The sequence below is a fragment of the Streptomyces sp. CB01635 genome (assembly GCF_002803065.1).
In the GTDB taxonomy this organism is placed as follows: Bacteria; Actinomycetota; Actinomycetes; order Streptomycetales; family Streptomycetaceae; genus Streptomyces.
Genome location: NZ_NNBL01000003.1, coordinates 996,934 through 1,008,495, shown reverse-complemented (window position 1 = coordinate 1,008,495; position 11,562 = coordinate 996,934). Strand labels below are relative to the sequence as shown.

Below are 11,562 nucleotides of genomic sequence, written 5' to 3'. Positions count from 1 at the left end.
AACGACGACAGCGGTGCGGTGACGCACGGCCCGGCTCCCCTCACTTGTCACGGCGCGCGCTGCGACGAAGGGCAGCGGCGTGGATACGTGGCGAGTGTAGGGAACCGGGCCGTGCAGGGCACCCGATTAAAGGCGCCCGGAGGCGCATATCTCAGGGATGCATCCGTGCCCCCTTGAGGACCTTGTCGACGGCGCCCCGCGCGCCGTACACGGCCATGCCGACCAGGTCCAGCTGGTCGGCGGGCACGGCCCGGACCGCCGCGCGGTTGTCCCGGTCGTTGCCCGTGCCGAACAGCTCCGCCGTGAACACCGCTGTCGGCAGCGCGCGGGACAGGGCGCGTCCGTGCGCCGTGGTCAGGGTCTGCTTCGCCCCCTCGAAGACGAGCACCGGCTGGCGGAACATCGGCAGGTACGCGGTGGCGTCGGCGTCCTCGTACGGGGCTCCGACCACCTCGGGCGCCGCCGTACCGAGCCCGCTGACCAGGAAAGCGGTCACGTTGAGCCGCTGCCAGGGGTCCAGGTCGTCGCGCAGCAGGACGGCGATCTTGGTGTCGAAGCGGACGGGCGCGCGGCCGGAAGGGTCATCCGCCCCGGCCGGGGTCGGCGTCGCAATGTCGGTGGGGATCTCGTCCATCGTTCTCATGCTTCGAGACTGCGCTGTCCACCCCGGTCAGGTCTTGTACGTTCCTTGCATGGTGCCCCGGCCGGAGATCTCCGCATGGCGCCCGCAGGTCGCGGGTGTCGTGGAGGTGTTCCACGCCCACTTCACCGAGCACGCGTACCCCATGCACGTCCACGACGCGTGGACGCTGCTGATCGTCGACGACGGCGCGGTCCGCTACCACCTGGACCGCCACGAGCGCGGCACGCCGAACGACACCGTCAGCCTGCTCCCGCCACGTGTCCCGCACAACGGGTCACCCGCCACCGCACACGGCTTCCGCAAGCGCGTCCTCTACCTCGACATGACGCAGCTCGACGAGTCCTTCATCGGCGCGGCGGTGGACGGGCCCGACCTCACCGACCCCGTCCTGCGCACCCGAGTCGGCCAACTCCACAGCGCGCTCGAGCACCGGGGCGACGAGTTCGAGGCGCAGAGCCGCCTCGCCCTGATCGGCGAACGGCTGCGCACCCACCTGCGTCCCGGTTCCTCCGACACCGAGCGGCCCGGCCGGGGCGTCGCCCACGACCTGCGGGACCTCCTGGACGCGCGGCTCCTGGACGGCATCGCCCTGGACGAGGCGGCGCGCCTCGTCCACGCCCACCCGACCCATCTCGTACGCGCCTTCAGCGGCGCCTTCGGCATCCCGCCGCACCAGTACGTGATGTCCCGCCGCGTCGATCTGGCCCGCCGCCTGCTCCTCGGCGGGCAGCCGCCGGGCGAGGTGGCGACCGCCGCCGGGTTCTACGACCAGTCGCACCTCACCCGGCACTTCAAGCGGGTCCTCGGCATCACCCCGGGCCGCTACGCCCGCACCGCACCCTGAGCGCTTCGGGTGCTTTTAGCGGGTGTTGTACACGTTCGCGGAACCACTTCCCCCTACCGTCGTTGCACGGATGCCGCCGGGCGCCGAGGCCGGGCCGCGACAAGACCCTGGGAGTGTGCGTGAAGGTTGTCTGTGTCGGTGGAGGACCCGCCACCCTGTACTTCTCGATCCTGCTGAAGCTTCAGGCCCCGTCGCACGACATCACCGTCTTCGAGCGGAACCCGGCCGGCTCCACCTACGGCTGGGGCGTCACCTACTGGCCGGACATGCTGGAGCGGCTCAGGCGCCACGACCCGCACTCCGCGTCCACGATCAGCGACGGGTCGCTCCGCTGGCGCGACGGGGTCGCCCACGTCGGGCAGCGCACCACGACCCACGAGGGCGACGAGGGCTTCGCCATCGGCCGGCACAGGCTCCTCGACATCCTCGCCCGCCGCGCGGAGTCCCTCGGCGTCGCCATCGAGTACGGCCACGAGATCCAGGACCGCGAGCAACTGCCCGAGGCCGACCTGGTCGTGGCCGGCGACGGCGCCAACAGCCGGATGCGCGAGCGCCGCGCCGGCCACTTCGGCACGCAGACCACCCTGGGCAGCAACCCGTACCTCTGGCTCGGCACGACCAAGGTGTTCCGCTCCTTCACGTTCGCCTTCGCGGAAACCGCGCACGGATGGATCTGGTGTTACGCGTACGGGTACAGCGGCGAGCACAGCACCTGCGTCGTCGAGTGCTCCAAGGCGACCTGGCAGGGCCTCGAACTCGACCGCCTGCCCCAGCCGCAGGCCCTGCGCCGTCTGGAGGGAATCTTCGCGTCGCTCCTCGACGGCCACGCCCTCATCGGCCGCAGCGACCACGACGGCCCGGCCCCCTGGCAGAATTTCCGCACCCTCACCAACCGCACCTGGTCGCACGGCAATCTGGTGCTGCTCGGCGACGCCGCGCACACCACGCACTACTCCATCGGCGCGGGCACGACGCTCGCGATGCAGGACGCGATGGTGCTGGCGAGCTCCCTCACCGAAGCGAAGACGATCCAGCCGGCGCTCTCCCTCTACGAGCACACCCGCAAGAGCGAGCTGCTGTCCGTGCAGAGCGCCGCCCGGCACAGCGCCCAGTGGTACGAGAACCTCCCCCGCTACATCCAGCTCCCGCCGGCCCACATGTTCGCCCTGCTCGGCCAGCGGCACTCCCCGCTGCTCCCCCACATCCCGCCCCAGCTCTACTACCGGATCGACCGGGCCGCCGACCAGTTGCAGTCATTGCGCAGACTCAAGCAGTGGCTGGGCCCCCGTCTCGCCCGCACCCTTCAGCACCGCAACTCCGCGCGCGGGTAAGGCACTTCGGCTCAGAGCCGGATGATCACGACAGCCGTGTCGTCGGTGTTGCCACCGCGCGGGATCACTTCGGCGAGGACGGTGTCGGCGAGGCGCTCCGCGTCCGCCGACGCGTGGCGGGTCAGGCAGTCGGCGAGGCGGTTCAGGCCCGTGTCGATGTCCTCGCGGCGCCGCTCGACCAGGCCGTCGGTGTAGAGGACGAGCGCTGCCCCGTCCTCGAAGGTGGTCTCGGCCTCCGGTCTGGGGGTGGGTTCGGGGCGGGCGCCGAGCGGCGGGTCCGTCGCCCGGTCGAGGAACTCCACGGTGCCGTCGGTGTGGAGCAGCGCGGGCGGAAGGTGGCCCGCGCTGCTGTAGGCGATGGCGTGGTGGTCGTAGTCGATGACCACCTGCGCCGCGGTGGTGCACTCGGCGCCCTCGACCGAGCGGGCGTAGAGGCCGAGCGCGTCGAGCGCGGCCGCGGGGCCGTCGGCCACCCGCACGGCGGCGCTCAGGGCGCTGCGGAGCTGGCCCATGACGCCGGCCGCGTGCAGTCCGTGGCCGACGACGTCACCCACGGCCACGGCGAACCGGTTGTGGGGCAGTTCGGCCAGGTCGTACCAGTCGCCGCACACGTTCAGGGCGCCCACGGCCGGCCGGTAGCGTACAGCCGCCCGGCCACCGCCGACGCGTTCCGACACCGGCAGCATCGCGGACTGGAGAGTCAGGGCGACCTGGCGTTCGCGGGCGTGGGCCTGGCGCAGCCGCTCGTTGACCTCCTGAAGTTCCCTGGCGCGGGTGTAGAGCTCCGCCTCCAGCACCCTGGCCCGGTCGCCGTCTCGGCCGCCCCTGGCACGGATCAGCTCGGTGACCTCCTCCACCCGGTGCAGCAGCAGCACGACGCTGCCGTCCGGGCCGAAGACAGGGGCGTTTACGGGGCTCCAGTACCGCTCCTCCCACTGGCCGGGCCGGTCGTGGTACTCGACGTCGTAACGCTGCAGAGCCATGCTGTCGCGTTCCCCGGTGGCCGCCACCCTCCGCAGGGACACCTCCAGGTTGCGCATGCCGGTCGCCGCACCGTCGTTGGGGTTGTCGGGGAAGACGTCGAACAGGTAGCGGCCGACGAGCTGTTCACGGGTGCGCCCGGACATCTGGCAGAACGCCTCGTTGGCATCCGCGTACACGAGGTCGGGCCTGAGCAGTGCGACCGAGCTGGGCAGCGCCTGGAACACCTGCTCGTAGTCGATTCCAAAATCCCTCACGGCACGTCCCGCCTCCTTGCGTGTGCCGCGCGTGCGGCGACGGGTGCCGGGGCACCTCGCGGTCGAACGACCACAGGGTGTCCCAGCCGCAGGGGCCGGAGCTCCAATTACGTCATCGGCGGCGTGTCCGACGGGCGGACCGCCGGGCCGCCGTCAGTGGTGCCAGGCGCGCCCGCCCGTGTTGTGGATGAAGCGCTGAAGCACCTTGAGGGTGGTCAGATAGTCCTCGTCCGAGACGCCCGCGTGCCGCTCGGTCCACAACTCGCCCTGAAGCGCGGCCAGTTCGTCGAAGAAGTCCTTACCCGCCGCCGTGGGCGAGAGCCGCCCCGCGGCATCCTCGGTGAGCCAGCCGCGGGCGATCGTCGCGTCGATCTCCTCCACCAGGACAACCTCCCCCACGTCTAGGTAGCCCCTGAGGGTTTCGGACACCTCACCCCGCGTTTTGACGTGCTCGGCCCGTGCGACCTGCGCGAGGACCCACCACTGCGGCTGGGTGGTGCCCTTCTCCGCGAGGGCGCCCCTGGTGCGGGTGACGACGGCCTTGTAGGCGGCCCAGGCCCAGTAGCCGATGGGCTGCTCGATCAGTTCCGCGTCGTTGTGCGAGTACTCCATGACTGGTTCGCTCCGTCCGGTGCGCACGATCCTTCGGCACTTCCGAGCCTAGAAGCTCAACCGCGCTTGAGGTCCAGGGCCCGCGGCGCAGAAGATCGCCGCGATTTCGGATCGCGCGCGGCGGCCGTGCCCTGGCACCCTGCTCTCATGAGCGATGCGGAAGTGCTACTCCTCGGTGGACGGGCCGGCGTCGGCAAGACGACCGTGGGCTGGGAGGTGTCGGCCCTCCTGCGCTCCATGGAGGTGTCGCACGCCGTGATCGAGGGCGACTTCATGGGTCAGGTGCATCCGGCGCCGCAGGGCGACCCGCACCGGGCCGGAGTCACCGAGGACAATCTGACGGCCGTGTGGGGCAACTTCGCCCGCCGCGGCTACCGCCGCCTCATCTACACGAACACGGTGAGTGTGCTGCCCGAGACGGCCGGCATGTTCGAACGCGCGATGGGAGCGGGCGTCCGGATCGTACGGGTCCTGCTCACCGCCTCCGACGCCACCGCCGGAGAGCGGCTGGCCGCCCGGGAGCTCGGCTCGGAGCTGGAGACGGAGCTGCGGGGCAGCGCCCGCAAGGCGCGGCTCCTGGACGAGCGGGCACCCACGGACACCGTGCGGGTCGCGACCGACGGGCGGACGGTCACAGACATCGCCCACGAGGTGCTGGCGGCAACCGGCTGGGCCGACCGGCCGCCTGTCACCGGGTGGACCTAGGGCCTTTGGTTTGGATCAGGCCGGATCAGGGAGCGGGGCCATGGGGGTCCCTCCTGCTCGAGTGAAGCCGAGACCTTGGGGGGCGGCGACTGACGACAACGCCGCGAGGTGCGGTGCCAGGCCCCGCGAGCCCGGCATGATCCAAACGAGAGTCCCTAGCCCGCCGTGCCCGAGCGGGCCAGCCAGCGTCCCCCGTGGCGTGACACCTCGATGGGGCGGCCGAAGCACTCCGTCATCCGGGCGGCCGTCAGCACCTCGTCGGCCCCGCCCCCGGCAAGAACGCGGCCGTCACGCAGGAGCAGCGCGTGGCCGATCGCCGGCGACAGCTCCTCGAGGTGGTGGGTGACGGTGATGGTCGCCAACTCCCTGCGTCCCTCGGCGAGTTGACGCATCGTGTCGATGAGGTCCTCGCGCGAGGGCAGGTCGAGCGCGTTGAAGGGCTCGTCGAGCAGGAGCAGGGACGGGTCCGCCATCAGCGCGCGGGCGATGAGAATACGGGCCCGCTGGCCGCCGGAGCAGACGCCGTAGGGCCGGTCGGCGAGTTCCTTGATGTCGAGTTCGGCCAGGAGCGTGTGCGCGCGCTCGCGCACGTCGGCGTCGTACTTGCGCCACAGCGGTTGCACGGTGCCGGTGTGCCCGGTGAGGACGACGGCGTGCCCGGTGAGGTCCTGCGGCACGCGCTGCGCGCTCGACACCAGGCCGATGTGCGCGCGAAGTTCGCGTACGTCGACCTTGCCGAGACGGTGGCCGAGGACCTCGACGGTGCCGGTGGTGGGGTGCATCAGGGCGCCGATGAGGCGGAGCACGCTGGTCTTGCCGGCGCCGTTGGCACCGAGCAGGGCCCAGTGTTCGCCCGAGCGCACCGTCCAGTTGATGTCGTCGAGGATGACCTGGCCCGTCGTGAACCTGCGCACGCAGGCCCCGTCGAGGGCGGCGACGATCCGTCCGATGCTCACTGACGCCTCCTGTCGAATGGATCGGCACAGGCTAGCTGCATACGGCATTCAAACGCGGAGATGTCCAGTTCGTGGACCTCGGTGGGTGGTCAGGGGCTGGACGGTGGCGGGCGGTGCTTCCGCGTCGCCCTCTGCGGCGAGGTGCGGCAGGATGGCGGCCCGCCGTACTCCACGTCGACGCCCGTTGCGCGCAAGGGCTTCTCGTTCCGCAGAGGTGCGCCGGGCCCGGCCCCGCCGTCGACGCGTCGTGCCGGGGGCGGCAGCGGGTTCTGGGCGGACAGGGCGTGCGGCAGCCTGCCCAGAGAGGTGACGGCGGAGGAGATCTGGCTGCTTGAAGCCGGTGAGCGCCTTGGACCCGTCGTGCAGGACCACCTCAGAGCTGTAGCCGCCCGCCGGCCGGCTCGTGCTCCCTGAGCACGTCGAGGCCTCCCGCGACTGGGTGCCAGGGAGAAGTGGCCGGTGGCCCGGGTGAGGGGCACCTTGGGCCTCCATTCGAAGCAGGTCCATACGTCCCGGCACGCCGGGCCGAGGGAGCGGGTGACGGCCGGGGCGCCGACCCCTTCTCGTAGGGTCGTCACCACCAGTCACCACCCGCACATCCGAGGAGAAGCTCGTGACCATTGCCTTCCACGACGTACGGGCCGCGGCCGACCGCATCGCGGGGCACACTCGCCCGCTCGTGATGGCTCCCCTGGGCGACGGGGCGTTCGACGGTGCGTTCGGCGAGGCCGAAGGGTGGCTGGCGCTGGAGTTCATGCAGCACACCGGGTCTTTCAAGGCGCGCGGCGCCTTCAATTTCGTGAGCAGCCACATAGAGGCGGGCCTGATGCCGGACGCGGGCGTCGTCATCGCCTCCGGGGGCAACGCCGGGCTCGCCTGCGCCTGGGCCGCGGCCCGCCACTCGGTCCAGGCCACCGTATTCGTCCCCGAGACGGCGCCCGCCGTGAAGGTCGACAGGCTCAGGCTCCTGGGCGCCACGGTCCGGCAGGTCGGCTCGGAGTACGCGGAGGCGCTGGCGGCCTCGCAGAAGGACGCGGCCGAGAGAGGCGCCCTGGAGTCGCACGCGTACGACCACCCGCTGATCGCAGCCGGTGCAGGCACGGTCATGGAGGAGATCGTTCAGGCGCGGCCCGGCATCGACACCGTCCTGGTGTCGGTGGGCGGTGGCGGGCTGTTCACGGGGATCGCCGCGTCGGCGCGGGAGCACGGCGTGCGCGTCGTGGCCGTGGAGCCGGAGCGCTGCTGCGCCCTGCACTCCGCGCTGCAGGCGGGCGCGGTGGTCGACGTCCCGGTCGACTCGGTCGCGGCGGACTCCCTCGGCGCGCGCCGCACCTCCGAGATGGCGCTCGAATGGGCGGGCCAGGACCACGTACGGTCCGTTCTCGTCACCGATGAGGCGATCGTGTCCGCACGTCAGGCCCTGTGGGACGACAGGCGGCTCGCGGTGGAGCACGCGGCGGCCACGGCGCTCGCGGCGGTGACCTCCGGCGTCTACACGCCCGCACCCGGCGAGCGGGTCGCCGTGATCCTGTGCGGCGCGAACACGGACCCCGGCGACCTGACGCGGAGCGCACGCCTCCCGTCCTGAGCGTGCACCTCCGCGGGCGTTCCAGCGCAAACCCGGGCAATCGAACTTACGATGGGGTTCTCCGGCCCCTCCCCCGCGCACGCTCGCGGGGACCGGCGCCGGGCGAGACGCCGATGAGTTCGGGGTGGAAGACGCAATGGCACAGGCCGCAGGCCCAGCGCGCACCGTCATCCTGACCGTGGACGACGACCCGGGGGTCTCCCGCGCCGTCGCCCGGGACCTGCGGCGCCGCTACGGCGAGTCGTACCGCATCGTCCGCGCCGAGTCCGGGGCGTCGGCCCTGGACGCGCTGCGCGAGCTCAAGCTCCGCGGCGACCTCGTGGCGGTGATCCTGGCCGACTACCGGATGCCCGAGATGAACGGCATCGAGTTCCTCGAGCAGGCCATCGACATCTATCCGGGCGCGCGCCGGGTCCTGCTGACCGCGTACGCCGACACGAGCGCCGCCATCGACGCGATCAACGTCGTCGACCTCGACCACTACCTCCTCAAGCCCTGGGACCCGCCGGAGGAGAAGCTCTATCCCGTCGTGGAGGACCTGCTGGACACCTGGCGGGCCACCGACCGCAAGCCTGTGCCCACGACGAAGGTCGTCGGGCACCGGTGGTCGGCGCGGTCGTCGGACGTACGGGAGTTCCTCGCCCGTAACCAGGTGCCGTACCGGTGGTACTCGTCCGAGGATCCGGAAGCCCGGTGTCTGCTGGCCGCCGCCGGCGAGGACGGCTCGCGGCTCCCGGTCGTGATCACTCCGGACGGCACCGCGCTCGTCGAACCCGAGGACGCGGAGCTGGCCGCGCAGGTGGGCCTGGCGACGACACCGACGGCCGACTTCTACGACCTGGTCGTCGTCGGCGGCGGCCCCGCGGGGCTCGGCGCGGCCGTCTACGGCGCGTCCGAGGGGCTGCGGACGGTGCTCGTGGAACGCTCGGCGACCGGCGGACAGGCGGGCCAGAGCTCACGGATCGAGAACTACCTCGGCTTCCCGGACGGCGTGTCCGGGTCGCAGCTCACCGAACGGGCCCGGCGCCAGGCCGCGAGGTTCGGCGCCGAGATCCTCACCGCCCGCGAGGTGACCGGCCTGGAGGTGAACGGCGCCGCGCGCACCGTGCTGTTCTCGGACGGCTCCGCCGTCTCCGCGCACAGCGTGATCCTCGCGACCGGTGTGTCGTACCGGCAGCTGGACGCCCCGGGCCTCGCTGGACTCACGGGGTGCGGGGTCTTCTACGGTTCCGCGCTGACGGAGGCGAGCGCCTGTCAGGGGCACGACGTGTACATCGTCGGCGGCGCGAACTCGGCGGGACAGGCCGCCATGTTCCTGGGCAGGGGCGCCAAGTCCGTCACCCTCCTCGTGCGGGGCCAGTCGCTGTCCGCCTCGATGTCGCACTATCTCGTCCAGCAGATCGAGGACGCGCCCCACATCTCCGTACGCACCGGCACCGTCCTCGAGGCCGCCCACGGCTCCGGTCATCTGGAACAGCTCACCCTGCGCGACGTGGCGACCGGGCACACCGAGCTCGTCGACGCGCAATGGCTGTTCGTGTTCATCGGGGCGGCGCCGCTGACCGCCTGGCTGGAGGGGACGGTGCTGCGGGACGGGCGGGGGTTCATCATGGCCGGTCCCGACCTGACCCCGGACGGACGGCCGCCCGCGGACTGGGATCTCGACCGCCCGCCGTACCACCTGGAGACCAATATCCCCGGCGTGTTCGTGGCCGGGGACGCGCGCTCCGAGTCCGCCAAGCGCGTCGCGTCCGCGGTCGGAGAGGGAGCCATGGCCGTCATGCTCGTACACCGGTATCTGGAGCAGTCGTGAACGGGCGGCGGGTTCCGTGCAGCCGCGAGGAACTGGGCTCGCTGTTCCTGTTCGAGAAGCTCGACGCGGACCAGCTCGACCGGCTGTGCCGCGAGGGCCACGTGGAGGCCTTCGACCCCGGGCCCGTGTACGGGGAGAGCGATCCGGCGACCTGCTTCTACGTACTCCTCGAGGGCGAGCTCGTTCTGTCGCGCCGCGTCGGCGCCGACGACGTCGAGGTGAACCGGAGTTCCAGCCGCGGTGTGTACTCCGGCGCCTTCCAGTCCTATCTCGGCGACCGCGCCCCGCAGACATACAACAGCTCGATGCGGGTCACGGAGCCTTCGCGGTTCTTCGTCCTGCCGGCCGACACCTTCGCGGCCGTCGTGCGGGAATGGTTCCCCATGGCCGTCCACCTGCTGGAAGGGGTCTTCTTCGGTGTCCGGAGCGCGCAGCAGAGGATCGGGCAGCGGGAGAGGCTCCTCGCGCTCGGCTCACTGTCGGCCGGGCTCACCCACGAACTCAACAATCCGGCCGCTGCGGCCGCGCGGGCCACGTCGTCGCTGCGGGAGCGGGTCGCGGGCATGCGGCACAAGCTGGGCGCGATCGCCGCGGGCCCGTACCGGCGGGCCACGCTGGAGACGCTCATCGAGATCCAGGAGCGGACGGCCGAGCAGGTGTCCAAGACTCCCGCGCTGACCCCCCTCGAAACGTCCGACCGAGAGGACGCCCTCACGGACTGGCTGGACGACCACGGGATCACCGACGGCTGGCAGCTGGCGCCCAACTTCGTCCAGGCGGGCCTCGACAACGACTGGCTCGACCAGGTCGCGTCGGCCGTCGGCGAGGAGACCCTCGAAGGCGCCGTGCGGTGGCTGAACTACACGGTCGAGACCGAGCTCCTCATGAACGAGATCGAGGACTCCACCGCGCGGATCTCCCACCTCGTCGACGCGGCCAAGCAGTACTCCCAGCTCGACCGGGCCCCGTCCCGGTTCGCCGACGTGCACGAGCTGCTCGACAGCACGCTGATGATGCTCTCCGGGAAGTTCGGCCACGGCATCAAGGTCGTCAAGGACTACGACCGCACACTGCCCGAGGTCCCCGCCTACCCCGGCGAGCTCAACCAGGTGTGGACGAACCTGATCGACAACGCGGTATCGGCGATGAACGACGCGGGCGGCGAGGGCACGTTGACCGTGCGCACCGCGCTCGATCGTGACCTTCTGCTCGTGGAGTTCCGCGATACCGGGCCGGGAATCCCCGCCGACATCCGTGGCCGCATCTTCGACCCGTTCTTCACCACCAAGCCGGTGGGCGAGGGGACCGGGCTCGGCCTCGACATCTCGTGGCGCATCGTCGTCAACAAGCACCACGGCCAACTCGACGTGCACTCAGAGCCCGGAGACACCCGCTTCCAGGTACATCTCCCCCTCGCGTCCACGAACTCCGACCCGGAACCCGTACCCGACCCGGTACCCGACCCCCCTCAGGAGCCTTCATGAGTACCCTGAACGGAATCGACCCCTCGGTCCCGCCGAGCGGCACCGGCTGCGCCGAGTGCGACGCGCTCGGCGGCTGGTGGTTCCATCTGCGGCGCTGCGCGCAGTGCGGCCACATCGGCTGCTGCGACGACTCACAGGGCAAGCACGCGACGGAACACGCCAAGAACAGCGGCCACCCGGTGATCCGCAGCTTCGAGCCGGGCGAGAGCTGGTTCTGGGACTACAACACGTCCTCGCTCATCGAATCGGGTCCCGAACTCGCGCCTCCGGTCAGCCACCCCGAGACGCAGTCCACCCCCGGCCCGGCGGACCGAGTCCCTTCGAACTGGACCGAGTTGCTGGGCTGAC

General features: G+C 71.3%; 11 protein-coding genes. 7 read left to right on the top strand and 4 right to left on the bottom strand.

All coding sequences use genetic code 11. The features are described 5' to 3' along the window. Nucleotides 1-151: 151 nt before the first annotated feature. Nucleotides 152-634 carry a DUF2000 domain-containing protein gene (locus CG723_RS12685; RefSeq protein WP_100593370.1) on the bottom strand — a complete coding sequence of 161 codons (483 nt, stop codon included), beginning with the start codon at nucleotides 632-634 and terminating at the stop codon, nucleotides 152-154. 58 nt (nucleotides 635-692) lie between these two features. Between CG723_RS12685 and CG723_RS12680 the strand changes: the two genes are divergently transcribed. Next, on the top strand, nucleotides 693-1,487 hold the full coding sequence (locus CG723_RS12680) for a helix-turn-helix transcriptional regulator (RefSeq protein ID WP_100593369.1): 795 nt from the start codon (nucleotides 693-695) through the stop codon (nucleotides 1,485-1,487). A gap of 119 nt (nucleotides 1,488-1,606) precedes the next feature. After that, entirely contained in the window at nucleotides 1,607-2,818 is a 1,212-nt protein-coding gene (locus CG723_RS12675) for an FAD-dependent monooxygenase (RefSeq protein WP_100593368.1), read from the top strand. An 11-nt stretch (nucleotides 2,819-2,829) separates the two neighbouring features. Here CG723_RS12675 and CG723_RS12670 read toward each other — a convergent pair whose 3' ends face one another. Both CG723_RS12670 and CG723_RS12665 read right to left on the bottom strand, forming a co-directional pair. Then, nucleotides 2,830-4,056 carry a PP2C family protein-serine/threonine phosphatase gene (locus CG723_RS12670; protein WP_100593367.1) on the bottom strand — a complete coding sequence of 409 codons (1,227 nt, stop codon included), beginning with the start codon at nucleotides 4,054-4,056 and terminating at the stop codon, nucleotides 2,830-2,832. Between the two features lie 153 nt (nucleotides 4,057-4,209). After that, nucleotides 4,210-4,668, bottom strand: a complete 459-nt coding sequence (locus CG723_RS12665) for a MarR family winged helix-turn-helix transcriptional regulator (RefSeq protein WP_100593366.1) — start codon at nucleotides 4,666-4,668, stop codon at nucleotides 4,210-4,212. A 147-nt stretch (nucleotides 4,669-4,815) separates the two neighbouring features. On the opposite strand from CG723_RS12665, the gene CG723_RS12660 reads away from it, so the two are divergent. Then, nucleotides 4,816-5,373 (top strand): AAA family ATPase, encoded by a 558-nt coding sequence (locus CG723_RS12660; RefSeq protein ID WP_199841732.1) that lies wholly within the window; start codon nucleotides 4,816-4,818, stop codon nucleotides 5,371-5,373. A 155-nt stretch (nucleotides 5,374-5,528) separates the two neighbouring features. Here the strand turns inward: CG723_RS12660 and CG723_RS12655 are convergent, their stop codons facing one another. Then, on the bottom strand, nucleotides 5,529-6,329 hold the full coding sequence (locus CG723_RS12655; RefSeq protein WP_234374262.1) for an ABC transporter ATP-binding protein: 801 nt from the start codon (nucleotides 6,327-6,329) through the stop codon (nucleotides 5,529-5,531). A 613-nt stretch (nucleotides 6,330-6,942) separates the two neighbouring features. Between CG723_RS12655 and CG723_RS12650 the strand changes: the two genes are divergently transcribed. The 4 genes from CG723_RS12650 (at nucleotide 6,943) to CG723_RS12635 (ending at nucleotide 11,561) form a co-directional block, all read left to right on the top strand. After that, entirely contained in the window at nucleotides 6,943-7,917 is a 975-nt protein-coding gene (locus tag CG723_RS12650; protein ID WP_100593363.1) for a threonine/serine dehydratase, read from the top strand. A gap of 136 nt (nucleotides 7,918-8,053) precedes the next feature. Next, nucleotides 8,054-9,730, top strand: a complete 1,677-nt coding sequence (locus tag CG723_RS12645) for an FAD-dependent oxidoreductase (protein WP_100593362.1) — start codon at nucleotides 8,054-8,056, stop codon at nucleotides 9,728-9,730. After that, nucleotides 9,727-11,214 carry an ATP-binding protein gene (locus CG723_RS12640; protein ID WP_100593361.1) on the top strand — a complete coding sequence of 496 codons (1,488 nt, stop codon included), beginning with the start codon at nucleotides 9,727-9,729 and terminating at the stop codon, nucleotides 11,212-11,214. Before CG723_RS12645 ends, CG723_RS12640 begins: the two co-directional genes overlap by 4 nt. After that, nucleotides 11,211-11,561 (top strand): UBP-type zinc finger domain-containing protein, encoded by a 351-nt coding sequence (locus tag CG723_RS12635; protein WP_100593360.1) that lies wholly within the window; start codon nucleotides 11,211-11,213, stop codon nucleotides 11,559-11,561. The genes CG723_RS12640 and CG723_RS12635 overlap by 4 nt, the downstream gene beginning before the upstream one ends. The last annotated feature ends 1 nt before the right edge of the window (nucleotide 11,562 follow it).

Bases quoted from the DNA above. Each gene is read 5' to 3' on its own strand.
- CG723_RS12635 (WP_100593360.1), top strand. From the start codon at position 11,211: ATGAGTACCCTGAACGGAATCGACCCCTCGGTCCCGCCGAGCGGCACC.
- CG723_RS12645 (WP_100593362.1), top strand. From the start codon at position 8,054: ATGGCACAGGCCGCAGGCCCAGCGCGCACCGTCATCCTGACCGTGGAC.
- CG723_RS12680 (WP_100593369.1), top strand. From the start codon at position 693: ATGGTGCCCCGGCCGGAGATCTCCGCATGGCGCCCGCAGGTCGCGGGT.
- CG723_RS12660 (WP_199841732.1), top strand. From the start codon at position 4,816: ATGAGCGATGCGGAAGTGCTACTCCTCGGTGGACGGGCCGGCGTCGGC.
- CG723_RS12665 (WP_100593366.1), bottom strand. From the start codon at position 4,668: ATGGAGTACTCGCACAACGACGCGGAACTGATCGAGCAGCCCATCGGC.
- CG723_RS12685 (WP_100593370.1), bottom strand. From the start codon at position 634: ATGGACGAGATCCCCACCGACATTGCGACGCCGACCCCGGCCGGGGCG.